The organism is Pseudomonas boreofloridensis (assembly GCF_030580795.1).
In the GTDB taxonomy this organism is placed as follows: domain Bacteria; phylum Pseudomonadota; class Gammaproteobacteria; order Pseudomonadales; family Pseudomonadaceae; genus Aquipseudomonas; species Aquipseudomonas boreofloridensis.
Genome location: NZ_JAUQOQ010000004.1, coordinates 266,192 through 290,162, shown reverse-complemented (window position 1 = coordinate 290,162; position 23,971 = coordinate 266,192). Strand labels below are relative to the sequence as shown.

General features: G+C 63.9%; 22 protein-coding genes and 1 pseudogene. 12 read left to right on the top strand and 11 right to left on the bottom strand.

Going from position 1 to position 23,971, the window contains the following annotated elements:
* Both Q6A47_RS07245 and Q6A47_RS07240 read left to right on the top strand, forming a co-directional pair.
* Entirely contained in the window at positions 1-1,158 is a 1,158-nt protein-coding gene (locus Q6A47_RS07245; protein WP_304483725.1) for a phospholipase D-like domain-containing protein, read from the top strand.
* A 78-nt stretch (positions 1,159-1,236) separates the two neighbouring features.
* Positions 1,237-1,815, top strand: a complete 579-nt coding sequence (locus tag Q6A47_RS07240; protein ID WP_039579718.1) for a DJ-1/PfpI family protein — start codon at positions 1,237-1,239, stop codon at positions 1,813-1,815.
* 16 nt (positions 1,816-1,831) lie between these two features.
* Here Q6A47_RS07240 and Q6A47_RS07235 read toward each other — a convergent pair whose 3' ends face one another.
* The gene (locus tag Q6A47_RS07235; protein WP_029613782.1) at positions 1,832-2,230 is read right to left on the bottom strand and encodes a nuclear transport factor 2 family protein; all 399 of its coding nucleotides are present in this window, start codon (positions 2,228-2,230) and stop codon (positions 1,832-1,834) included.
* Between the two features lie 115 nt (positions 2,231-2,345).
* Between Q6A47_RS07235 and Q6A47_RS07230 the strand changes: the two genes are divergently transcribed.
* Entirely contained in the window at positions 2,346-2,936 is a 591-nt protein-coding gene (locus Q6A47_RS07230; RefSeq protein WP_029613781.1) for a GNAT family N-acetyltransferase, read from the top strand.
* The gene (locus tag Q6A47_RS07225; protein WP_304483723.1) at positions 2,933-3,805 is read left to right on the top strand and encodes a carbon-nitrogen hydrolase family protein; all 873 of its coding nucleotides are present in this window, start codon (positions 2,933-2,935) and stop codon (positions 3,803-3,805) included. The genes Q6A47_RS07230 and Q6A47_RS07225 overlap by 4 nt, the downstream gene beginning before the upstream one ends.
* A gap of 60 nt (positions 3,806-3,865) precedes the next feature.
* Here Q6A47_RS07225 and Q6A47_RS07220 read toward each other — a convergent pair whose 3' ends face one another.
* Complete coding sequence (locus tag Q6A47_RS07220) at positions 3,866-5,389, bottom strand: fumarate hydratase (RefSeq protein ID WP_039579712.1); 1,524 nt, start codon at positions 5,387-5,389, stop codon at positions 3,866-3,868.
* Positions 5,390-5,716: 327 nt separating this feature from the next.
* Here Q6A47_RS07220 and Q6A47_RS07215 point away from each other — a divergent pair, with 327 nt between their 5' ends.
* Positions 5,717-6,634, top strand: coding sequence for an iron-sulfur-binding ferredoxin reductase (locus tag Q6A47_RS07215; protein ID WP_304483721.1), 918 nt, complete (start codon positions 5,717-5,719; stop codon positions 6,632-6,634).
* 71 nt (positions 6,635-6,705) lie between these two features.
* Here the strand turns inward: Q6A47_RS07215 and pyk are convergent, their stop codons facing one another.
* Positions 6,706-8,160, bottom strand: coding sequence for a pyruvate kinase (gene pyk / locus Q6A47_RS07210; protein WP_039579708.1), 1,455 nt, complete (start codon positions 8,158-8,160; stop codon positions 6,706-6,708).
* Positions 8,161-8,379: 219 nt separating this feature from the next.
* Between pyk and Q6A47_RS07205 the strand changes: the two genes are divergently transcribed.
* From Q6A47_RS07205 to sbcB, 3 genes are all read left to right on the top strand, one after another.
* Positions 8,380-8,763 carry a tol-pal system YbgF family protein gene (locus Q6A47_RS07205; RefSeq protein WP_029613777.1) on the top strand — a complete coding sequence of 128 codons (384 nt, stop codon included), beginning with the start codon at positions 8,380-8,382 and terminating at the stop codon, positions 8,761-8,763.
* 109 nt (positions 8,764-8,872) lie between these two features.
* Positions 8,873-9,232: a PilZ domain-containing protein gene (locus Q6A47_RS07200; RefSeq protein WP_029613776.1), complete on the top strand. Its 360-nt coding sequence runs from the start codon at positions 8,873-8,875 to the stop codon at positions 9,230-9,232.
* Between the two features lie 49 nt (positions 9,233-9,281).
* Positions 9,282-10,718 carry an exodeoxyribonuclease I gene (sbcB, locus tag Q6A47_RS07195; RefSeq protein WP_304483720.1) on the top strand — a complete coding sequence of 479 codons (1,437 nt, stop codon included), beginning with the start codon at positions 9,282-9,284 and terminating at the stop codon, positions 10,716-10,718.
* Positions 10,719-10,780: 62 nt separating this feature from the next.
* Here the strand turns inward: sbcB and mvaT are convergent, their stop codons facing one another.
* The gene (gene mvaT, locus Q6A47_RS07190; protein ID WP_029613774.1) at positions 10,781-11,158 is read right to left on the bottom strand and encodes a histone-like nucleoid-structuring protein MvaT; all 378 of its coding nucleotides are present in this window, start codon (positions 11,156-11,158) and stop codon (positions 10,781-10,783) included.
* Positions 11,159-11,455: 297 nt separating this feature from the next.
* On the opposite strand from mvaT, the gene purU reads away from it, so the two are divergent.
* Complete coding sequence (purU, locus tag Q6A47_RS07185) at positions 11,456-12,307, top strand: formyltetrahydrofolate deformylase (protein ID WP_039579703.1); 852 nt, start codon at positions 11,456-11,458, stop codon at positions 12,305-12,307.
* 159 nt (positions 12,308-12,466) lie between these two features.
* Here purU and gpgF read toward each other — a convergent pair whose 3' ends face one another.
* The 5 genes and pseudogenes from gpgF to Q6A47_RS22950 all read right to left on the bottom strand — a co-directional run.
* Complete coding sequence (gpgF, locus tag Q6A47_RS07175; protein ID WP_304483717.1) at positions 12,467-13,459, bottom strand: glucosaminyl phosphatidylglycerol flippase; 993 nt, start codon at positions 13,457-13,459, stop codon at positions 12,467-12,469.
* A complete protein-coding gene (gene gpgD, locus Q6A47_RS07170) occupies positions 13,456-14,220 on the bottom strand; it encodes an N-acetylglucosaminyl phosphatidylglycerol deacetylase (protein ID WP_029613773.1) in 765 nt (254 codons plus the stop codon). The genes gpgF and gpgD overlap by 4 nt, the downstream gene beginning before the upstream one ends.
* Positions 14,213-15,334: an N-acetylglucosaminyl phosphatidylglycerol synthase gene (gene gpgS, locus Q6A47_RS07165; protein WP_029613772.1), complete on the bottom strand. Its 1,122-nt coding sequence runs from the start codon at positions 15,332-15,334 to the stop codon at positions 14,213-14,215. The genes gpgD and gpgS overlap by 8 nt, the downstream gene beginning before the upstream one ends.
* A gap of 156 nt (positions 15,335-15,490) precedes the next feature.
* Complete coding sequence (locus Q6A47_RS22955; protein ID WP_369811432.1) at positions 15,491-16,255, bottom strand: methyl-accepting chemotaxis protein; 765 nt, start codon at positions 16,253-16,255, stop codon at positions 15,491-15,493.
* 93 nt (positions 16,256-16,348) lie between these two features.
* A pseudogene (locus tag Q6A47_RS22950) lies at positions 16,349-17,221 on the bottom strand (HAMP domain-containing protein); the annotation flags it as partial.
* Positions 17,222-17,535: 314 nt separating this feature from the next.
* On the opposite strand from Q6A47_RS22950, the gene Q6A47_RS07155 reads away from it, so the two are divergent.
* Positions 17,536-19,011 carry a helicase HerA-like domain-containing protein gene (locus tag Q6A47_RS07155; RefSeq protein WP_039579694.1) on the top strand — a complete coding sequence of 492 codons (1,476 nt, stop codon included), beginning with the start codon at positions 17,536-17,538 and terminating at the stop codon, positions 19,009-19,011.
* Between the two features lie 45 nt (positions 19,012-19,056).
* Here the strand turns inward: Q6A47_RS07155 and Q6A47_RS07150 are convergent, their stop codons facing one another.
* Together Q6A47_RS07150 and Q6A47_RS07145 are read right to left on the bottom strand one after the other, a co-directional pair.
* Positions 19,057-20,529 carry an inorganic phosphate transporter gene (locus Q6A47_RS07150; protein WP_029613953.1) on the bottom strand — a complete coding sequence of 491 codons (1,473 nt, stop codon included), beginning with the start codon at positions 20,527-20,529 and terminating at the stop codon, positions 19,057-19,059.
* 306 nt (positions 20,530-20,835) lie between these two features.
* The gene (locus Q6A47_RS07145) at positions 20,836-21,042 is read right to left on the bottom strand and encodes a hypothetical protein (protein WP_029613952.1); all 207 of its coding nucleotides are present in this window, start codon (positions 21,040-21,042) and stop codon (positions 20,836-20,838) included.
* Positions 21,043-21,481: 439 nt separating this feature from the next.
* On the opposite strand from Q6A47_RS07145, the gene pcaR reads away from it, so the two are divergent.
* Positions 21,482-22,351: a pca regulon transcriptional regulator PcaR gene (pcaR, locus tag Q6A47_RS07140; RefSeq protein WP_029613951.1), complete on the top strand. Its 870-nt coding sequence runs from the start codon at positions 21,482-21,484 to the stop codon at positions 22,349-22,351.
* Positions 22,352-22,622: 271 nt separating this feature from the next.
* Entirely contained in the window at positions 22,623-23,969 is a 1,347-nt protein-coding gene (gene pcaK / locus Q6A47_RS07135) for a 4-hydroxybenzoate transporter PcaK (protein ID WP_304483711.1), read from the top strand.
* The last annotated feature ends 2 nt before the right edge of the window (positions 23,970-23,971 follow it).

Here is a 23,971-nt window from a genome sequence, read left to right as displayed (position 1 = left end):
ATGCCAGGGCCGGTCTTCCCCTGGCGGGATGGCAACCAGTTCGAACTGCTGGTCGACGGCCCCGAGTTCTTTCCTGTCATGCTCGCGGCGATCGAGCGCGCCGAGCGTCAGGTCGACCTTGAGCTCTACCTGGTCGAAGCGGGCGCCTGCGCCCAGGCGGTGGTGGAGGCACTGGAGCATGCAGCCTCACGCGGCGTGCGCGTGCGCTGCCTGTTCGACGCCTACGGTGCCCTGGCCTTTGCGACCGCCCTGCGCCAGCGGTTGCACGCCGCGGGCGTCGAACTGCGGCTGTACAACCCTCTGCACTGGCGCCGCGGCCTGCGCAACCTGTACCGCGATCATCGCAAGTTGTTGTTGGTGGACGAGCAGTGGGCGGCTGTCGGGGGAACCGGGGTCACCGATGAGTTCTGGACGCCGGGTCATGCCACCAGCGAGTGGCACGAGGTGATGGTGCGCATGCAAGGTCCGGTGGTGCTCGACTGGCAACTGCTGTTCGACCGCCAGTGGCATGCCAACCACCGCCGCACAGCCTGGCGTCCGCCCCAAGGCTTCGGTCTGTCGCGCCTGCCGAGAATACCTGCGCAGGGCCAGGGCCTGGGCCGGGTGGCCTACGCCGATGCCCGCCAGCACCGCGACATCCTGCGCGCGCTGGTGCGCGCCGTGAGTGGTGGCCAGCAGCGCATCTGGCTGGCCACACCGTATTTCCTGCCAACCTGGAGCGTGCGTCGCTCGTTGCGCCGTGCCGCGCAACGCGGCGTCGATGTGCGCCTGCTGCTCACCGGCCCGCGCACCGATCACCCGTCGGTACGCTATGCCGGCCATCGTTACTATCCACGCCTGCTGCGCGCCGGCGTGCGCATCTTCGAGTACCAGCCGTGCTTCCTGCACCTGAAGATGGCGGTGGTGGACGACTGGGTCAGCATCGGCTCATGCAACTTCGATCACTGGAACTTGCGCTTCAACCTGGAAGCCAATCTGGAAGCACTGGATCGGCCGTTCACCGAAACGGTGGTGGCCAGCTTCCAGCGCGACTTCGCGCTCAGCGAAGAGGTCGACCTGGATCACTGGAAAGCCCGGCCACTGTGGCGTCGGGTGCAGCAGCGGCTCTGGGGCTGGCTCGACCGACTGGTGGTGATTCTGCTCGACCGGCGCAACTGACGCGGCGCGCAGTATCGGTCATCGACGAAGCCGACTATGGTGCAGGGAATGTTCCCTGCACACGAAGGAGTGGATGCGATGACGGCCAAGAAGATTCTCATGCTGGTGGGTGATTACGTCGAGGACTACGAGGCGATGGTGCCGTTTCAGGCCCTGCAGATGGTGGGCCACACCGTGCATGCGGTCTGCCCGGAAAAGATCGCCGGGCAGACGGTGCGCACGGCCATCCACGACTTCGAAGGCGACCAGACCTACAGCGAGAAGCCGGGTCATCAGTTCGCCCTGAACTTCGATTTCGTCCAGGTGCGTGCCGAACGCTATGACGCCCTGGTGATCCCTGGCGGACGCGCCCCGGAGTATCTGCGCCTGGACGAACGCGTGCTGGCCTTGGTGCGGGCGTTCGACCAGGCCGGCAAACCCATTGCCGCGGTGTGCCATGGCGCGCAACTGCTAGCCGCTGCCGGCGTGCTGCAGGGGCGGCAGTGCAGTGCTTACCCGGCGTGTGCGCCGGAGGTGAAGCTGGCCGGTGGGCAATTCGTGGACATTGCCGTGGACCAGGCCCATGTCGATGGCAATCTGGTCACCGCGCCCGCCTGGCCTGCGCATCCGGCCTGGCTGGCAGCGTTTCTCAAGGTGCTGGGTACGCGCATTTCGTGAGTGAGGGTGACCGGCTTCAGCTCACCTGCTCGAGCCAATCGTTGAGGTTGTAGTAGTTGCTCACCCGGGCGATCTTGCCGCAGTGAATATAGAAGAACGCCCCGGCCGGCAACACGTAGGTCTGACCGTTGGCGGCGGGCAGGCCTTCGTCGTCGGCCAGGTATTCACCGTGCACGGTGAACTCGGCGGCGGCGCGGCTGCCGTCGGCGTTCTGCATCACCACGATGTCGGCCAGGCGCTCGCGGTAGCAGCGGTTCATCTTGTCCATGAAGGCGGCGAAGCGGGCCTTGCCCATCTGCCGCTCGCCCTGGTTGATGTCGTGGATCACGTCTTCGCTGAGCAGGGCGAGGAAGGCCGGCATGTCACCGGCGTTGAAGGCGGCGTAGTAGGCGGTGACGAGTTCGGTAGCGGTCATGGAGAAATACCTGTCGCGGAGGGGAAAGGGCCGAGCGTGCCGCCGATGATAGGGTTTCCCTTCAGGCCCGGCTTAGCCGAGCGCGTCATCCCTATCGACAAAACGACCGTCCCGCATGGAAATACGCCTGCTGCACGGCGCTGCCATCGCGCCTTACCTCGATGACCTCGCTCGCCTGCGCCTGACGGTGTTTCGCGAGTTTCCCTACCTCTATGACGGCACGCCGGAGTATGAATCCGACTACCTCGCCACCTACATGGCCTCCGAGCGCAGCCTGGTGGTGCTGGCGGTGGATGACGGCCAGGTGGTGGGCGCCTCCACCGGCCTGCCCCTGGGCGACGAAACCGATGCCTTTCGCCAGCCTTTCCTGGATCAAGGCCGCGACCCGGATACCGTCTACTACTTCGGTGAGTCCGTGCTGTTGCCGGCCTATCGGGGGCGCGGGCTGGGGGTGCGCTTCTTCATCGAGCGCGAATCCTATGCGCACAAGCTCGGCGGTTTTCACTACTGCACGTTCTGCACCGTGGAGCGTCCCAACGGACACCCGCTGCGCCCCGATGACTACAAGCCATTGCATGGTTTCTGGCGCAACCGCGGCTTTCTTCATCAGCCTTCATTGCGCACCACCTATGCCTGGCGCGACCTGGATCAGGACGATGCGTCGGACAAGACCTTGTCGTTCTGGCTCAAGGACCTGTTGCCATGATTCGGCTCGCAGCGTGCCAGTACGCCATCGAACTGCATGAAACCTGGGATGCCTACGCCGATCATCTGCGCGAGCTGTGCGTCGAAGCGGGGCGCAGCGGTGCCCAACTGTTGCTGCTGCCCGAGTACGCAGGGCTGGCGCTCAGTGGCCAGTTACCGCCCGACCAGCGCAGTGACCTGCACGGTTCGATCGCCGGTATCCAGCCTTTGGTCGCGCCTTGGTGGGCGTTGTGCGAGGGCCTCGCCAAAGACTTGGGTGTGTATCTGCAACCTGGCACGCTGCCGGTGCTCGACGCCGATGGCCGCTATCGCAACCGTGCCTGGCTGTTCGGTCCAAGCGGTGCGCTGGGTTTTCAGGACAAGTTGATGATGACCCGCTTCGAGCGCGAGCACTGGAACATTGCCGCCGGGCAGGGCCTGAAGGTGTTCGATACGGCGCTGGGGCGTCTGGGCATCTTGATCTGCTACGACACTGAATTTCCCCTGTTGGCACGGCGTCTGGCCGAGCAGGGTGCCGACTTGCTTCTGGCGCCGAGTTGCACTGACACCGAGGCCGGTTATCACCGCGTGCGCATCGGCGCCCAAGCGCGGGCGCTGGAGAACCAGGTGGCGGTGTTGCAGAGCCCGACGGTGGGGCTGGCGCCCTGGTCGCCAGCGTTGGACGAGAACATCGGCCGCGCCGGTTTGTATGTGCCGCCGGACCGTGGCATGCCGAGCGATGGGGTGCTGGCCCAGAGCGTCATGCTGTGCCCTGAGCAGAGCCAGTGGTTGGTGTGCGATGTGGATGTGGACGAGGTGAGGCGGGTGCGGCGAGAGGGGCAGGTCTTTACCAAGCGGGATTGGCCGGAGCAGGTCGAGCGGCTGGGGTGAGCGTGAAGCGATAGCCACTGCGGATTGATCCGCAATGGCTACGCCGCTGTTACCGCTGTATCACTTCACTTCCACCGCCAGGCTCTGGGCGATCTTGCTCTGCCACAAGGCGGGACCGGTGATGTGCACCGACTCGCCGTTGCTGTCCACCGCCACGGTGACCGGCATGTCCTTGACCTCGAACTCGTAGATCGCTTCCATGCCCAGCTCGGCGAATGCCAGGACCTTGGACTTGCGGATCGCCTGGGCCACCAGGTAGGCCGCGCCGCCGACGGCCATCAGGTACACGGCCTTGTTGTCCTTGATCGCCTCGATGGCGGTCGGGCCGCGCTCGGACTTGCCGATCATGCCCAGCAGACCGGTCTGTTCGAGGATCTGGCGGGTGAACTTGTCCATGCGCGTGGCAGTGGTCGGGCCGGCTGGGCCGACCACTTCGTCACCGACCGGATCGACCGGACCCACGTAGTAGATGAAGCGGCCTTTCAGGTCCACCGGCAGTTCTTCGCCACGGTTGAGCATCTCGACCATGCGCTTGTGCGCGGCGTCGCGGCCGGTGAGCATCTTGCCGTTGAGCAGGACGGTCTCGCCTGGCTTCCAGCTGGCGACTTCTTCCGGGGTGATGTCGTCGAGGTTGACCCGGCGTGCGCTCGGACCCGCTTCCCAGACGATTTCCGGGTAGGCGTCCAGCGATGGCGCTTCGAGTTCCGCAGGGCCGGAGCCGTCGAGCACGAAGTGGGCGTGACGGGTGGCCGCGCAGTTGGGGATCATGCACACCGGCAGGGAGGCGGCGTGGGTCGGGTAATCCATGATCTTGACGTCGAGCACGGTGGTCAGGCCGCCCAGGCCCTGGGCGCCGATGCCCAGTTGGTTGACCTTCTCGAACAGCTCCAGGCGGATCTCTTCGATGCGGTTCTGCGGGCCACGGGCTTTCAGTTCATGGATGTCGATGGATTCCATCAACACTTCCTTGGCCATCACCGCGGCCTTCTCGGCGGTGCCGCCGATGCCGATGCCGAGCATGCCGGGCGGGCACCAGCCAGCGCCCATGGTCGGCACGGTCTTGAGCACCCAGTCGACGATCGAGTCGGACGGGTTGAGCATGGCCATCTTCGACTTGTTCTCCGAGCCGCCGCCTTTGGCGGCCACGTCCACTTCGACTTTGTCGCCGGGCACGATGGAGTAGTGGATCACTGCCGGGGTGTTGTCCTTGGTGTTCTTGCGCGCGCCGGCCGGGTCGGCCAGGATCGAGGCGCGCAGGACGTTCTCCGGCAGGTTGTAGGCGCGGCGCACGCCTTCGTTGATCATGTCGTCCAGGCTCAGGGTCGCGCCGTCCCAGCGTACGTCCATGCCCACGCGCACGAACACGGTGACGATGCCGGTGTCCTGGCAGATCGGCCGGTGGCCGGTGGCGCACATGCGCGAGTTGATCAGAATCTGGGCGATCGAGTCGCGGGCTGCTGGCGACTCTTCGCGCAGGTAGGCCTCGTGCATCGCCTGGATGAAATCGACGGGGTGGTAGTACGAGATGAATTGCAGGGCGTCGGCCACGCTCTGAATCAGGTCGTCTTGCTTGATCACGGTCATGCTGCGCGCTCCTCTTGAAGACGGGAACATTCGTAAAGGCCTCGACACCGCCGACCAGCGCGTCGAATCACCTTGCAAGGCGCGCCGGCAGGTCAGGCCGGCGCAAAAAGGGCGCGGCAGTATAGCGCGCATCCTGGCGCGGTACACCTGCACGCGCGCTGGACCAAGGTCGGTCGGACGCTGGCCGCGGTTTTGCAGCGCCAAGCAGGCGAGGGGCTTAGAATCGTTGCCGCGGTGTCGCGATACCAGGCCGCGCTTACACGAACAGCGTCATCCGGGCGCTCCTATGGCGCGACGATGACCACTCAATCGGCGGAGAAACCCCGAATGCCCGAACTCTGCGTGGGCCACCGCTGCTGGGCGGTGCCCTCCGGCAGCAACCTGCTCGACGCCCTCAACGGCGCCGGCTTGAACGTGCCCTATAGCTGCCGCGCCGGCAGTTGCCAGGCGTGCCTGGTGCGCTGCCTGGACGGGCTGCCCGACGATGCGCGGCCCGAGGCGCTGAGCACGGACGCCCGTGAACAGGGCTGGCGCCTGGCCTGTCAGTGTCAGGTGACGGGCGACCTTCGAGTGGCGGTGTTCGACCCGCAGACCGATGGCGTGCCGGCTGAGGTGAGCGCGGTGCACTGGCTGGGTGATGTGCTGCGCCTGCACCTGCGTCCGGCACGGGCGCTGCGTTACCGCGCCGGCCAGCATCTGCTGCTGTGGTTGGGCCCGGTGGCGCGGCCCTATTCGCTGGCGAGCCTGCCAGGCGAAGACGCCTTGCTCGAGTTCCACATCGACTGCCGCCGACCCGGTGCGTTCTGCGATCAGGCGCGGAGCCTGAAGGTGGGTGATGCATTGGCATTGGGCGCATTGAGCGGTGGCGCGCTGCAGTACGATCCAGACTGGCAGACGCGACCGTTATGGCTGCTGGCGGCGGGAACGGGACTGGCGCCGTTGTGGAGCATCCTGCGCGAAGCGCTGCGTCAGGGGCATGAGGGGCCGATCAGGATCCTGCATGTGGCGCGCACACCTTACCTGGCCGAGGCATTGAAGGCATTGGCTGGGGAGCGGGTGCGTGTCGAGCAGGTGAGCCGAGAAGGTGCGGAGCAGGCGCTGGCGAGGTTTCAGGTGTCGTCGCGCCAGACGGTGGCGCTGGTGTGTGGTTCGCCGCAGTGGGTAGAGCAGGTGGCGCGTCGGCTGTTCCTGGCCGGGGTGCCGAGGAACCAGGTGCTGGCCGAAGTGTTCAGCGAGAGGGCTTGAAGGGATGGCGCGCCTCACGGCCCATCGCGGCGTTACTCGCGATGGGCCGTAAGAGCGCCTCGGGCTGAGGGTCAGCCGACCAGCGGATCACCGACATGCAGGATCTTCATGCCATTGGTGCCACCGATGGTGTGGTAGCTGTCGCCTTTGGTCAGGATCACCCAGTCACCTTGCTCGACCAGCCCACGCTTGAGCAACTCGTCGACCGCTGCCTGGCTGACCTTGTCGGCCGGCTGCGAAGCCGGATCGAAGGCGATCGGGTAGACGCCGCGGAACATCGAGACGCGAGCCTGGGTGGCGCGGTGCGGCGACATGGCGAACACCGGCACGTGCGAGCGCAGGCGCGACATGATCAGCGGGGTGTAGCCACTTTCGGTGAGGGCGATGATCGCCTTCACGCCCGGGAAGTGGTTGGCGGTGTACATGGCCGCCAGGGCGATGCTCTCGTCACAGCGCTCGAACGTGGTGTGCAGGCGATGGCTGGAGCGCTGGTTGGTCGGGTGCTTTTCGGCGCCCAGGCAAATGCGCGCCATGGCTTGCACGGCTTCGATCGGGTAGGCACCGGCGGCGCTCTCGGCCGACAGCATCACCGCATCGGTGTTGTCCAGCACGGCGTTAGCCACGTCGGACACTTCGGCACGGGTCGGCATCGGGTTCTGGATCATCGACTCCATCATCTGGGTCGCGACGATCACCGCTTTGTTGTTGCGGCGGGCGTGCTGGATGATCTTCTTCTGGATACCGATCAGCTCGGCGTCGCCGATTTCCACGCCCAGGTCGCCACGGGCGACCATCACCGCGTCGGAGGCGGCGATCAGGCCGTCGAGGGTTTCGTCGTTGGCCACGGCTTCGGCGCGTTCGATCTTGGCCACCAGCCAAGCGCTGCCGCCGGATTCATCACGCAGCTTGCGGGCGTATTCCATGTCCTTGGCATCGCGCGGGAAGGACACGGCCAGGTAGTCCAGGTCCATTTCGGCGGCCAGCTTGATGTCGGCCTTGTCTTTCTCGGTCAGCGCCGGAGCGGTCAGGCCGCCACCTTTGCGGTTGATGCCTTTGTGGTCGGACAGCGGACCGCCGACGATCACCACGCAATGCAGGGCATCGGCAGTGGCGGTTTCGACGCGCATGACCACACGGCCGTCGTCGAGCAGCAGCTCGTCACCCACGCCGCAGTCCTTGACCAGGTCAGGGTAGTCGATGCCGACGATGTCCTGGTTGCCTTCGGTGAGCGGGTGAGCGGTGGAGAAGGTGAAGGTGTCACCGATCTTCAGTTCGATGCGCTTGTTGCTGAACTTGGCGATACGGATCTTCGGGCCTTGCAGGTCACCGAGCAGCGCGACATGGCGGCCATTCTTGGCGGCGATGTCACGGATCAGCCGGGCGCGGGCCTTGTGCTCGTCCGGAGTGCCATGGGAAAAGTTCAGACGTGCCACGTCCAGGCCAGCGAGGATCAGTTGTTCGATCACTTCGGGCGAGTTGCTGGCGGGGCCCAGGGTGGCGACGATTTTGGTACGGCGGATGGTCATGCACAGACTCCTATAGTGAAGCGCAGCGAAAGGCTACTCCTGAATTTGGCTGTAGTCACTCAGGAGGCGGGGGTAAAAGCTGCAAGCTACAAGTGGCAAGCTACAAGAAAAAGCGCGGGTGGCGGCGGGGGCTGGTTTTGTTTGCAGCTTGCAGCTTGTCGCTTGCGGCTGAAGAATCCTTGGACGCGGCCGATAGGCTGTGCAGCAAAGGAGATTCCCATGCGAGCCCTGATCGTTTTAGTCATGGCGGCCAGTGTCGTTGGCTGCACCCGTTGGTCCATGGACCACCATCTGAACAATGCCTACCGGGCCTATGACCGCGGCGACTGCCAACGTGTGATGCTGGAGCTGTCGCAGGTCGACCGCACCAGCCGGGCGCGGCCGTTCATTCACCCCGAAGTGGCGATGCTGCGTGGGCAGTGTCTGGAGCGGCAGAAACTCTACGTCGATGCGGCGCAGACCTATCAGTTCCTGATCCAGCGCTACCCGCAGAACGAGTACGCCTATCGCGCCCAGGCGCGTCTGCAGACGTTGCAGCAGCTTGGCCATCTGCGTGGCGAAGCGGCTGTCACACAGGCAGCACCCGCCGCGCCCTGGCGCTGATTGCCTCGACCGATGATTTCAACGTGCCTGCGCCGCAGGCTGAGCTAGGCTCTACAGTACCTTCAACGCGCCGACGGTACCTGCTCATTTGGCAAAGGTACGGAGAATCATGTTCACCGAACGACAGATCGATCGACACCAACTGCCCTACGTGCTCAGAGTGTTCAACCGGTTCACCGATCAGGAGATCGGTTTTCTGGGTAACGCCTCCGAGCATGGCGTCATGGTGATCAGCCAACTGCCCATCATGGTCGGCCCGGATTTCGAGTTGCAACTGCGCGTGCCGCTTGCAGGGGGCGGTCACCAGTTCATCAACCTGACCGCCAGTTGCCTGTGGAGCCGCGAGGATCAGACCCCCGGCTATTACGATGCAGGCTTCATGCTGTTGCAGGCGCCGCGCGAGTACGACGAGTTCGTGCGCTCGTTGCGCGAGTTCTTCAGCTTCAGGCCGCTCAACGAGTCGGCGTGAGGTTGTTCGTCCGGTAGACTCGTCCGCGAACTTTGTACAGGACGACACCGTGAGCTCCAGCATCTTCTGGCACGATTACGAAACCACCGGCATCAACCCGCGCTGCGATCGACCGCTGCAGGTCGCCGGCGTGCGCACCGACTTCGACCTGAACGAGATCGAGGAACCGGTCAACCTGTATTGCCGTCCCTCCGACGACATCCTGCCGCATCCGGCGGCCTGCCTGGTCACGGGCATCACCCCGCGACAGTTGGCCGACAAAGGCCTGTGCGAAGCGGATTTCATGACCCGCGTGCACGCCCAGTTGGCGCGCCCGGGCACCTGTGGTGCCGGTTACAACACCTTGCGCTTCGACGACGAAGTGACGCGTTACAGCCTGTACCGCAATTTCTTCGATCCTTATGCGCGCGAGTGGCAGGGCGGCAACAGCCGCTGGGACCTGATCGACGTGCTGCGCACCGCGTATGCCTTGCGCCCGGAGGGCATCGTCTGGCCACAGCAGGACGGCCGCACCAGCTTGCGCCTGGAGTTGCTCAGCCAGGCCAATGGCATCGAACATGGTCAGGCCCATGAGGCGCTGTCCGATGTGCGGGCTACCATCGCCTTGGCGCGAAGAGTGCGTGAACGACAGCCCAGGCTTTACGACTGGCTGTTCCAGTTGCGTAGCAAGCATAAGGTGATGGAGCAGATTCAACTGCTGCAACCCTTGGTGCATATTTCGGGTCGCTTCTCCAGCGAGCGCAGTTATTTGGGCGTGGTATTACCGTTGGCCTGGCATCCGCGCAACCGTAATGCCCTGATAGTGTGCGACCTGCACATGGAAACCCTGCCTTTGATAGGGGAAAGTGCCGAAGCATTGCGTCGCCGTTTGTACCGGCGTCGCGACGAAATGGCTGACGGAGAACTACCCGTTCCGCTGAAGTTGGTGCACATTAATAAATGCCCAGTGGTGGCACCTTTGAGTGTGTTACGCCCGGTCGATCAACAACGATTAGGCCTGAATATGTCGCACGTGAACGAGCGCGCCGAACGATTGATTCAGCAGCAGGGGGCGTGGCAAGACAAGCTTGTGGAGATCTACGGCGCCGAGGAATTTGCCCCGAGCGAAGATCCCGAACAACAACTGTATGAGGGATTTATTGGCGACCGTGATCGACGCCTGTGCGAGCAAGTTCGACTCAGTGAGCCGCGACACTTGGCCGACGGGCAGTGGATGTTCGACGATCAGCGCCTGCCTGAATTGCTGTTCCGTTATCGGGCGCGCAACTTCAACGAGACACTGAATGCGCAGGAGCAGCAGCGCTGGCAACATTTCTGTCAGCAACGCCTGATGGATCCCGGATTGGGTGCACCCAACACGTTGAAGGCTTTCGAGCAGGCGGCAGGTGCGCACATGGAGGGAGCTGGCGAGGGTGGACGCGCGGTGCTCGAGGCGTGGCTGGTGCATGCGCGGCAATTGCGTTCGGACTACAGCCTGACCGAGTGATAGACAATAAAAAACGCCAGCAATGCGCTGGCGTTTTTTGTACGGGATCAGCAACTGCAGGATCAGTCCAGCAACGTGGACCAACCTTCGACCACATCACCGCCCCATTTGGCTTTCCACTCTTTCAGGGTCTTGTGGTTGCCACCTTTGGTTTCGATGACTTCGCCATTGTGCGGGTTCTTGTACTGCTTGACCTTGCGTGCACGCTTGGTGCCGGTGGTCTTGACCGCGCCGCGTGGGGCTTTGCTCAGTTTGGACTCTGGGTCGAGCAGGGCAATGACGTCACGCAGCGACTTGGAGTATTCGCCCATCAGCGTGCGCAGTTTGCCTTCGAATTCCAGCTCTTTTTTCAGCTTGTCATCTTGCGACAGGTTGGCCAGACGAGCTTGAAGTTCCTTGATGGCTTCTTCAGTGGCGCGGTATTCGTTGATCAGGGACATGGAGTGTTCCTTGGTAAATGTACAGGGAGACAGTGCGCCAATAATAGACAGGCGATACTCGCAAGTAAACAAGTAATAATCAGTGGGCATGTTGAAATGTGTTGAAGCAACAATTAACACGGCGAAGATTAAGAAAATTTAACCGGGTAATGCTGCGCCTTTTTCTATGCGCAGGGTCGCGCGTCGACACTGCATCAAGCGCTACCCCAGCGGCGACCGCCCCGTCGATGACTACTGCGTTTTTCTCGGCAGGTGGCTAGAATATGCGCCTTTGCGAAGTATTCGGAGTTTTCATTGATGCGCACCTATCGCCTGACGATTGCCTGCCCCGACCGTGTCGGCATCGTGGCAAAGGTCAGTAACTTCCTGGCCCTGTACAACGGCTGGATCACCGAAGCCAGCCACCATTCCGACGAGCAGAGCGGCTGGTTCTTCATGCGCCATGAAATCCGCGCCGAATCCTTGCCGTTCGGCCTGGAAGCCTTCCGCGAAGCCTTCGCGCCGATTGCCGACGAATTCTCCATGGCGTGGCACATCACCGATTCGGCGCAGAAGAAGCGCGTGGTGCTGATGGCCAGCCGCGAGTCCCACTGCCTGGCCGATCTGCTGCACCGCTGGCACACCGATGAGCTGGACTGCGACATTCCCTGCGTGATTTCCAACCACGACGACCTGCGCAGCATGGTCGAGTGGCATGGCATTCCATTCCATCACGTGCCGGTCGATCCGAAGGACAAGGCGCCGGCCTTCGCCGAAGTGTCGCGTCTGGTCGCCGAGTACGGTGCCGACGTGGTGGTGCTGGCGCGCTACATGCAGATCCTGCCGCCGCAACTCTGCCAGGACTACGCGCAGCGGGTCATCAACATCCACCACAGCTTCCTGCCATCGTTCGTCGGCGCCAAGCCTTATCATCAGGCGGCCCTGCGCGGGGTCAAGCTGATCGGCGCCACGTGCCACTACGTGACCGAAGAGCTGGACGCCGGTCCCATCATCGAGCAGGACGTGGTGCGGGTGAATCATGCCGACAGCATCGAGGACATGGTTCGCTTCGGCCGTGACGTGGAGAAAATGGTGCTGGCCCGTGGCCTGCGCTACCACCTGGAAGACCGCGTGCTGGTCCATGGCAACAAGACCGTGGTGTTCGACTGACTTAGACAAAAGGGGCGTCGATGGCCGATCCGCGTGACAAAGCCGCTGCCCAGCCCCCGCCAACCCTTGGCGAAGGCTGTCTGGCCCGCTATGACCCCGATGCGCTGAGCGATGAGCTCGGCACGGCGTTCGAGGGCGCCGCCCAGCTCTGGGCGCAGCTCAACCGGCCTGACGACGCCAGCGCTCCAGCAGGGGACGCGCCAGCAAGCAGACGAACACCGGTCCCCCGGCCAGCAGGTAGAAGTAGTAGGTGATGGCGCGCCAGATCAGGATCGCCGCCGCCGCCGTCGAGCTGCCTACCAGCGGTGACAGCAGGGTGGCCGAGGTCAGCTCGGCGGCCCCCGCACCGCCTGGCAGCAGGCTGAATTGACCGGCGCTGAGCGAGAGCATCTGCACCAGAAAGCTTGGAATCCACGCCAGGTCCACACCCAGCCCCTTGAGCACCAGATACAGCACGCTGTAGCGCAGGCTCCAGTGCACGCAGGTGAGCGCGAAGACCAGCGCCAGGACGCGCTTGGGCAAGCGCCAGGTGTCGATCAGCGCGTGGACGAAATGCAACAGCTTGCGCGCCCAGCGCCGCCGCCGCACTGCCGAGACGCCCAGACGCCGCAGCAGACGTCCGTTCCCGCGCATCATCGCGCGCCGATAGCGCGACAGCAGCACGATCACCGCCAACGCCACGCACAGCAACGCCGCACTGCCCAGCAACATGCCTTCCTGGCTACGCCCAAGGCTGTGGAACAGGGCATAGCCGGCGATGGCCAGCATGGCGCAGAAGAAGAACAGCAGGTCGTTCAACTGGTCCATTGCGAACACCGCGCCACTGCGCGCCGCACCGATGCGCTCGCGCGCCAGTAGGGTCATCAAGGTCAGCGGGCCACCGCTGCCGCCGGGGGTGGTGCAGATGGCAAATTCCGTGGCCATCACCACGCCCAGGCTGCGCAGTCGGCCCAGTTGCGCGCCTTGCTGGCCGAGCAGTAGGCGCAGGCGCGCCGCGTTGATGATCCAGCACAGCACGATCATGCCCAGCAAGGTCATCATCAGTCCAGGATCGAATCGCTGCAGACGCGGCAACAGCTCGCCGCCGCCAAGCCAGGCGGGCACCAGCACAGCCACCAGCAACGCCAGGCCTAGCCAGAGCAGGCTGTTCATGCAGACAACCTGCGCTCCAGCCAGGCGGACTTGGTCAAGGGTTGGCGCCCTTGCTCGACCAGCTCGCGCACGGTGCGCAGCCAGTAGTCGCGCGAACTGGCGTGGCGCATGTCCACTGGGTGCAGGCCCAGGCGCAGTGTCTCGGCCTTGTGCCAACGCCGCACCTGCCAGTCGCAAAGCACTCGCGACAGACCCCGGCGCCAGGCACTGCGCGCACTCCAGACCAGGCCCGGTGCTTCGATCGCGGTGAAGTCCGGCAGGCTGTACAGATGCTGCGGGGTACTGGTGTAGCGCAGGGGCAACTGGCGCAGGGCCTGGCGCGTGCCTTCGCTCATCAGCCAGGCCGGGGCGACGAAGCCGGACACCGGCCAGCCCAAGGCCGTGAACAACTCCAGGCCTGCCTCCAGGCGCTGCATCGCCTCTTGCTGCTCCAGCGCATAGAACTCACCTTCATGGGTGTAGATCCTGCGCATAAAGAATTCGCCTGGCCCGCGCGGTGCGGGGCCGTCATCGGCGTGGTAGAAACCGTGCAGCGCCAGCTCGTCACCGCGTGCCAGGCGACGGTCGAGCAAGCGACAGAAGGTCGGTGAGCGGTGCAGGGCATTGCGGTGATGGAAGTCCGGCACCACCAACCAGGTCATGGGCACCTCGCCCAGGGCGTCGATGGCCTCGACGAAGGGCTGGTAGTCCGGCCAGGTTTCCGGGGCGACGTCGTGCAGTACCAGCATGAGGCTGCGCGCAGAGGTGTGGGCGTCACGCATGGGCACGCACCTGGGGTTGGTGACCGAGCACCGCCTGGTAGTGCTGCAACAGGCCATCGACCACGCAGTCCCAGGCATAGTGCTGCTCCACATGGCGCCGGGCCTGCGCGCCCAGGGCGCGCACGTCCCCCTCGAAGATTTCACGCACGGCATCGGCCATGGCGCGGGCATCGTTTGGGCGGCACAGGCGGCCGCACTGGTCGTTGACGATCTCGCCGAACGCACCTGCGCGCACCGCGACCACGGGTATGGCGCTGGCCATGGCCTCGAGAATCACCAGGCCGAAGGTTTCCTGATCGCCGGCATGCACCAGCACGTCGGCGCTGGCGAGCAGGCGCGCGACTTCATCGGCCGGGCAGAAGTGGTCGATCACACTGACATTCTCTGGCACGCTGGCCGGCATGCCCGAGCCCACCAGTAACAGATGATAGGGGCTGCCGAGTTGGCGCATGCACTCGAGCAGCACCGGCAGGTTTTTTTCCCGCGAACCGCGACCCGCGAACACCAGCAAGCGCGTGGTATCGGGCAAGCCCAGTTCGGCGCGAACCTGATCGTCGCGTTTGCTCGGATGGAACATCTGCAGATCGACACCCAGTGGCTGCACATGCACTTCGCGTACGCCAAGACGGCGCAGCTTGTCGGCCATCACCTGACTGGGCGCCAACACCCGATCAAAGTTGCCATACAGCTTGCTGACATAGGCCTCGACGTTGGGGGTGAACCAGTTGCCCATGCGGTTGCTGACCAACAGGGGCAGGTCGGAATGGTAGAAGCCGATCACCGGCACATCCAACTGCCGCCGCGCCTCCAGCGCCGCCCAGGCGGTGAGGTAGGGATCGCCGACTTCGATCAGGTCTGGCTGCAAGCGCCGCAGCACATTGCACCAGGGCGCCAGGCGCACGGGGAAACGGTAGCCCTTGCCGAACGGCAGCGGCGGCGCCGGCACGTGATAGATGCCGTCGGCATGGCGGGCGTGGGCCCCGGGAATGAGGAGGCTGTGACGCACGCCGGCCATGGCATCGAGACGGTGGTGTTTGGCATCAAGATAGGTCCGTACGCCGCCGCTGGCGGGGGCATAGAACATGGTGATGTCAGCGATGTGCACGATCAGCATCCCTCCGGGATCGTCTTCGGGTCTGTCATCCGGCGGTAACAGGCCGGGGGTGACGCGCCTAACGATTGACCTTGGCTGGGACGGGTTCGTTCGATCGGGGTGGGGCACGCTGCGCTGCCTGCGACGGGTGTCGCAGACAGCGCGGCGAGTGGCGGATCAGATGCGGAAGCTGCCGACCAGCTGCTTGAGGCGGACGGTTTGCTGCTCAAGGTCGGAGCAGGCACGCAAGGTCGCCTGCAGGTTTTCCACGCCTTCCTGATTGAGCATGTTGATTTCGCTGATATCCATGTTGATCGACTCCACCACGGAAGTTTGTTCCTCGGTGGCGGTGGCGACCGACTGGTTCATGCCGTCGATCTCGCCGATGCGCTGGGTCACGCTGCCCAGGCGCTCACCGGCCTGGTTGGCGATCTGCATGCTGTCCTGGCTGTGGCGCTGGCTCTGGTCCATGGTCTCCACTGAAGTGCGGGCGCCGACTTGCAGCTCTTCGATCATCGACTGCACCTGCTGCGCCGATTCCTGGGTGCGGTGGGCGAGGTTGCGCACTTCGTCGGCGACCACGGCGAACCCTCGTCCCGCTTCGCCCGCGCGTGCCGCTTCGATCGCGGCGTTCAGTGCCAGCAGGTTGGTCTGCTGGGAGATGCTGGTGATGACTTCGAGGATCTGACCGATGTTCACGGTCTTGTCGTTGAGGGTTTCGATGTTGGCGCTGGAACTGACGATCAGGTCCGACAGGCGATTCATCGCCTGGATGTTGCGCTCCACCACCTGCTGACCTTCTTCGGCCAGCAGCCGCGCCGAGCTGGCATGCTGCGAGGCCTGGGCGGCGTTGCCGGCGATTTCCTGGGCCGCGGCGCCCAGTTCATTGATGGCGGCGGCCACGCTGTTGGTGCGGTTGGCCTGCTCGTCGCTGTTGTGCATCGACGAGTTGGAGGCGCTGATCACCCGCATGGCCACCTCGTTGACCTGCTCTGTGGCCGACGACACTTCGCGGATCGAGCCATGCACGCGTTCGACGAAGCGGTTGAAGGCACTGCCCAGCACGCCGAATTCGTCGTGATTATGGATCGTCAGGCGTTTGGTCAGATCGCCTTCACCCTCGGCGATGTCTTCCATGGCGCGGGTCATGGTCATCAGCGGCTGCATGAGGATGCGGATCAGCAGGCCGAGCAGGGCGATGATGATCACCACCGCCACCACGGTGGCGATCACCGCAGAAGTGCGGAAGGTGCTGAGCATGCTGAAGGCTTTGTCTTTATCCACCGACAGGCCGATGTACCAGTTGGCCGACGGCAGACCCTGGATCGGGGTGAAGGTAATGAGGCGCTGGTGGCCGTCGACCTCGACTTGTGTGAGTTTGCCGGTCAGTTTCGGGGTGTTTTGCGGGAACGCTTCGGTCAGCGGCTTCATCACCAGGGCGTTGTCAGGGTGCACCAGGATCTTGCCCTGGTCGTTGACCAGGAAGGCATAGCCCAGGCCGCCGAAGTTCAGCGAGTTGATGATCTGCACCAGACCATCGAGCGCCAGGTCGCCGCCGACCACGCCGACGCTGGTGGAGACTTTGTCGATCACGCCGATCACCATCTTGCCGGTGGTGGCGTCGATGTAGGGTTCGGTGAGGATCGGGCCGCCGGCATTCATGCCGTCCTTGTACCAGCCGCGCACGCGCGGGTCGTAACCGTCCGGCATCTTGCTGTCGGGGCGCACGCTGAAGCCGCCGTCGACCTTGCCCAGGTAGACCGTGAGGAAGCTGGAGATCAGGGCTTTTTGACCCATCAGGGTTTCCGCGTCGCTGGGGCTCTGGGCAATGTTCTGCGCCAGGTTCTCCACCAAGCGGATACGCCCTTCGAACAAACTGCGGATGTTGGTCGAGGTGGACTGACCCATTTCCGCCAGGTAGTTCTCCAGGTCTTCGCGAATGGCATTACGCTGGAGGTAATCGTTGTACAGAGTGAACAGCGCGAAGGCGAGTATCACGATAAGGGACGCCGCCAAGAGAATCTTGTGGCTGAAACGAAGGCTTTTGTTCATGACGTAATCCGGTCCGCTAAGGTTTATCGGGTCGCTCGCACAACGCACAGCAGCAGAAAGAACAGCGCAACAATTTTGCGGGCCTGGTGGGTTGCTTCCTGCAGTTGGGCCATTAACGCCTCTGGCTATCGGCCGCGTTGGGGCAAAGCTTGAGAAGAGGAAGAAAGAAGATGTCAGATTCTTCGCAAATCGTTGTAGGTGCCGGTCTTGACGGCCTGCCCGTTGGCCAGGCCATGCGTCTGGCCAACCGTCACGGCCTGGTCGCCGGGGCCACCGGCACGGGCAAGACGGTCACGCTGCAGCGCCTGGCCGAGGTGTTCAGCGATGCCGGGGTGGCGGTCTTCGCCGCCGACATCAAAGGTGATCTGTGTGGGCTGGGCGCTGCCGGTGCGCCTGCGGGCAAGGTGGCCGAGCGTATCGCCGACATGCCATGGCTGCAGCACCAACCGCGGGCTTATCCGGTGACGCTGTGGGACATCGCCGGGCAAAGCGGTCATCCACTGCGCACTACCTTGAGCGAAATGGGGCCGTTGCTGCTAGGTAACCTGCTGGAGCTCACCGACAGCCAGCAAGCGGCGCTGTATGCCGCGTTCAAGGTCGCCGATCGAGAAGGCTTGCTGCTGCTCGACCTCAAGGACCTCAAGGCGCTGCTCGCGCACCTGAGGGACAACCCGCAACTGCTTGGCGATGACCGGGCGTTGATGACCACAGGCTCCACCCAGGCGTTGTTGCGGCGCCTGGCAACCCTGGAGCAGCAGGGCGCCGAGGCCTTGTTCGGCGAACCGGCTCTGCAGTTGGAGGACCTATTGCGGGTCGATGCCGACGGTCGCGGGCGCATTCACCTGCTCGACGCCAGTCGCCTGGTGCACGAAGCGCCCAAGGTCTATGCGACGTTTCTTCTCTGGTTGCTGGCGGAACTGTTCGAGCAACTGCCAGAGCGCGGCGACGCGGACAAGCCGGTGCTGGCGCTGTTCTTCGACGAAGCGCACCTGCTGTTCAACGGCACGCCCAAGGCCTTGCAGGACCGGCTTGAGCAAGTGGTGCGGCTGATCCGCTCGAAAGGCGTCGGGGTGTACTTCGTTACCCAGTCACCGAGCGATCTGCCGGATGCGGTGCTCGCCCAGCTGGGCTTGCGTATCCAGCACGGGCTGCGGGCCTTCACCGTCCGCGAGCAGAAGGCGCTGCGCGCCGTGGCCGAGGGTTTTCGCCCGAACCCGGCGTTCGACACCTTGGCGGTGTTGACCGAGTTGGGCATTGGCGAGGCCTTGGTGGGCACGCTGCAGGACAAGGGCACGCCCGAGGTGGTGCAGCGTGTGCGGGTGGCCCCGCCGCAATCGCGCATCGGGCCGCTGACGGCGGCCGAACGCAGCGCGCTGATCGCCGCTTCGCCCTTGGCCGGGCGCTATGACCAGCCGATCGATCGCGAGTCGGCCTATGAACGGCTCACCCAGCGCAAGGGTGAGCCGGTCGAGCCGGCACCACAGCCCCAGGCCGAGCAGGAGAGCTTCGCCGACAAGGCCGGGGAGTTTCTGCAGGGCGCAGCGGGGCAGGCGATCAAATCGGCGGTACGCCAAGCCGCCAACCAGTTGGGTCGGCAGTTGGTGCGGGGGTTGATGGGGTCGTTGCTGGGCGGCAAGAAGCGTTGAGCAGACGATAGGAACGGTCGAGCGCCGTTCCTATCGCAATACGCTTCAGCCGATGGCCTTGGACGCCAGCCAGAACAGGCCGGCGGCCAGTCCCATGGAGGCGGGCAGGGTGAGCACCCAGGCCATCAGGATGGTCTTCACCGTGCTGCTCTGCAGGCCGCTCTTGTTGGCGACCATGGTGCCGGCGACACCCGAGGACAACACATGGGTGGTCGACACCGGCAGGCTGAACACGTTGGCCATGCCGATGGCGCAGGCCGCCGTGATCTGCGCCGACATGCCCTGGGCATAGGTCATGCCTTGCTTGCCGATCTTCTCGCCGACGGTGAGCACCACGCGGCGCCAGCCGACCATGGTGCCCAGGCCCAATGCCAGCGCCACCGCGACGATCACCCAGAACGGCGCGTACTCGGTGGTGGCGGTGAGGTCCTTGCGCAGCTTGTCCAGATCGGACTTCTCGCGGCTGTCCAGGCCCGGCAGCTTGCCGACCTTCTTCGCGGTGTCGTCCAGGCATAGCAGGTAACGGCGCACCTCGACCCGGCGCTCGGCGCTCAGGTCGCGGTAGTCGGTCACGCCTTGCAGCGAAGTCTGCAGCGCCGCGATGGTCGGCTCGGTCTGCTGCGGGTTGCAACTGAATTGCTCCGGCAGATCGGTCGACTTGGCCTTGCCCAACGCCAGGAACTCACCGAGGGTGGCGGCATTGCGCTGGTAGAACTGACTCATGTGCAGGGTCGCGTCGCGGGTGCGTTCGATCTGGTAGGTGGTGCTGTTGAGGTCGAGGACGAACTTGGCCGGCACGATGCCGATCAGTACCAGCATGATCAGGCCGATGCCTTTCTGGCCATCATTCGAGCCGTGCACGAAGCTCACGCCCATGGCCGAGATCACCAGCACCAGGCGATTCCAGAAAGGCGGGTGCTTCTTGTCGTCGAGCTTGCGGCGCTGGTCCGGGGTCTTGTGCATCTTCGACAGCGGGCGCCACCACTTCAGGCCGATCAGCACCAGGGCGGCGATGGCGAAGCCAGCTATCGGCGAAACCACCAGCGACAGGCCGATGTCGATCGCCTTCTGCCAATTGACGCCGTCGCCCAGCGCGATGTCGTTGAGCAGCGCGTTGGCCAGGCCCACACCGAGGATCGAGCCGATCAGGGTATGGGAACTGGAAGCCGGGATACCGAAGTACCAGGTGCCCAGGTTCCAGGTGATGGCGGCTGCGAGCAACGAGAACACCATCGCCAGTCCGTGCCCGGTATTGACGTTGATCAGCAGTTCGACCGGCAGCAGGTGGACGATGGCATAGGCCACCCCGACACCGCCGAGCAAAACGCCGAGGAAGTTGAAGACACCCGAGAAGAACACGGCCAGGTGCGGCGGCATGGCTTTGGTGTAGATGACGGTGGCCACCGCGTTGGCGGTGTCATGAAAGCCATTGATGAACTCGAAGGCAAGCACGAAGGTAAGGGCGAGCACCAGGCTCACGGCTACCCAGGCATCCAGTCCGCTGAATAAATCGATCATGAAGGTTGTCTGGCGGTCGTAGGGGGGGCGGATTATGCCAGAAAACCATGGCAATCGATGCACCCCTGACGCGTTGGCGGAACGATTTCACCCTCGAATCCAGAAAAGCGTTGATGCGTATCAATCCCTGGCGACTGCGCTAAAAAGCGCAAAATCCAGCGAATCGGAGGGTAACGCTCAAGCACCGGAGGGTATCTATCGTTTAAAACGGCCGTATGAAATTTATGTGCTTGTAGTTCTGAGCCATTTGAATTGCCTCACCGGACGTCAGTTTCCGTAAAAAACAGACGTCCGGTGAGCGCAGGATCAACGCTCCGGTTCAACTGGACGCAGTTCCTTTTCCATCTTTTCCAGTTCTTCGGAAAATGCCTGGTCCAGCAAGCTGGCACGTTTGCGCCAAGGTTTGCGTTCCGGTTCCGGTTGGGCAGCATAGGTGGTGACTTCGCCACCATAAACATCCTTGTAACGTTCTGCCTGGCGCTCGAGTTCGGCGCGCAGTTCATCTTTCGTCACAGTATCGACCTGAATTAAGTTGAAATAGCCCGGGGCGAGCGCTGCGGCTGCGAAAGGCTTTGGGTTCCATGTTCAACACCGGGCAGGGCCGGCGCCGCGGAGTATAACCAGTGCTCCACGCCCGCACACGCAGTTCCTGGTGAACTTGCCGGAGGCTGTGAAGTACGTCGAACTAACGCATCGGCCAAGGCACACGTGTGTTGGAAAGTTTGAGGAGGACGTCTTGGAAAAGTTCGAGCGCTGAGTCGCGCAAATAAAAACGGCCTCGCCGTGGGGCAAGGCCGCTGCCTCGAGTCTTCAACGGTGGGTACCTGACCAGTCTCTCCAAAGAAGCCACAAGGGCACTGGAAAGGTATAAGCAAACGTGTCGGCGGTCAATTGCGATTATCGGCCGTTTGTTCGATAATCGCACAAAGCGCCGTTTTTTTGAGGTCTGCCGATGAACGATGAAACCCCGTCTTTTCCGCCCAGCGATCCACTGCGGCCAGTGGCTCCCGCGCTGGCTCCGCCCATCGTGGCGTCCCCGGCGAAACGTATCCAGGCATTCACGGGCGATCCCGACTTCATGACCTCGCTGGCGCGCGGCCTGGCGGTCATCCAGGCGTTTCAGGAGCGCAAGCGCCACCTGACCATCGCGCAGATCAGCCACCGCACAGAAATTCCCCGCGCCGCCGTGCGCCGTTGCCTGCATACCCTGATGAAACTGGGCTACGCCACCTCCGACGGGCGCACGTATTCGCTGCTGCCCAAGGTGCTGACACTTGGCCATGCCTATTTGTCCTCCACGCCCCTGGCCGTTTCTGCCCAACCCTATCTGGACCGCATCAGCGAGCAGCTTCACGAAGCGGCGAACATGGCCACGCTGGAAGGCGACGATATTCTCTATATCGCCCGCTCGGCGACCGTGGAGCGTCTGATATCGGTCGACCTCTCGGTCGGTGGTCGTCTACCGGCCTACTGCACCTCGATGGGTCGTATCCTCCTCGCCGCGTTGGACGACACCAGCCTTCGCGAGTACTTCGAGCGCGCCGACCTCAAGGCCCGTACCACCCGTACGCTGAACGACCCGGAGTCGCTGTTCGCCTGCATCCAGCAGGTCCGCGCCCAAGGCTGGTGCGTGGTCGATCAGGAACTGGAGCAGGGCCTGCGTTCGATCGCCGTGCCCATCTACGACGCGTCCGGGCAGGTGCTGGCGGCGCTGAACGTCAGCACCCATGTCGGCCGGGTTACTCGTAATGAGCTGGAGCAGCGCTTTCTGCCGATCCTGCTGGCGGCCAGTCGCGACCTCTGCCATCAGTTGTTCGGTTGAATGACCAACGCAGCAGTTCCTGTTCGATAAACGCACAATGTCGCTGTGCAGCGATTGCGCCCCCGTCTGGCGCTGATTACTGTTTCTCGCAACGGTCGGCAGCGCCGACCGCACAATAACAACACGAGAGACCTCCATGACCATTGTCCCCTCGCTGCCTGGCGCAGTTGCCCGCCGACCCAGTTGATCGCAACGCCCGTACCCGGTCCCACCAGCCCTGTGCCTTGCCTGGCGCAGCGGTGTACTTGCGCCCCTCTTCTGGATAACCACTATGAACACACCGCAATCCGCCGTCGGCCAGTGCCTCGACGTCCAGTCCTTCATCAATGCCCAGCCGCTGTCGCGTTATCAATGGCGGGTGGTGATCCTGTGTTTCCTCATCGTCTTCCTCGACGGACTGGATACCGCCGCCATGGGCTTCATCGCCCCGGCGTTGTCCCAGGAGTGGGGTATCGACCGGGCCAGTCTGGGTCCGGTGATGAGCGCGGCACTGATCGGTATGGTCTTCGGTGCGCTGGGCTCGGGGCCGCTGGCTGATCGTTTCGGCCGCAAGGGCGTGCTGGTAGGCGCTGTCTTGGTCTTTGGCGGCTTCAGCTTGGCCTCGGCCTACGCCACCAACGTCGACCAGTTGCTGGTGCTGCGCTTTCTCACCGGCTTGGGCCTGGGCGCCGGCATGCCCAATGCCACCACGCTGTTGTCCGAGTACACCCCTGAGCGCCTGAAGTCGTTGCTGGTCACCAGCATGTTCTGCGGCTTCAACCTGGGCATGGCTGGCGGTGGCTTCGTCTCTGCCAAGCTGATCCCGGCCTACGGCTGGCACAGCCTGCTGGTGCTCGGCGGCGTGCTGCCGCTGTTGCTTGCCGTGGTATTGCTGGTGTGGCTGCCGGAGTCGGCGCGCTTTCTGGTGGTGCGCAATCGCGGGACCGACAAGGTGCGCCGCACCCTGGCGCCGATTGCCCCGGCCGTGGTGGCCCAGGCGGCGAGCTTCAGAGTACCGGAGCAAAGGGCCGTGGCCACGCGCAACGTCTTCGCGGTGATTTTCTCCGGCACCTATGGGCTGGGCACGGTGCTGCTGTGGCTGACCTACTTCATGGGCCTGGTGATCGTCTACCTGCTGACCAGTTGGCTGCCGACGCTGATGCGCGACAGCGGCGCGAGCATGGAGCAGGCCGCGTTCATCGGCGCGTTGTTCCAGTTCGGCGGTGTGCTCAGCGCGGTCGCCGTGGGCTGGGCGATGGACCGCTTCAATCCGCACAAGGTGATCGGCTTGTTCTACCTGCTGGCCGGGATCTTCGCCTACGCCGTCGGCCAGAGCCTGGGCAACATCACCCTGCTGGCCGTGCTGGTGCTGGTCGCGGGCATGTGCGTGAACGGAGCACAGTCGGCCATGCCGTCGCTGGCGGCGCGCTTCTATCCGACCCAGGGGCGCGCCACGGGTGTGTCGTGGATGCTGGGTATCGGTCGCTTCGGTGCGATTCTCGGGGCCTGGAGCGGCGCGACCTTGCTGGGGCTGGGCTGGACCTTCGAGCAGGTGCTCACCGCCTTGCTGGTGCCTGCTGCGTTGGCGGCCGTGGGCGTGATCGTGAAAGGACTGGTGAGTCACGCCGACGCGACGTGATC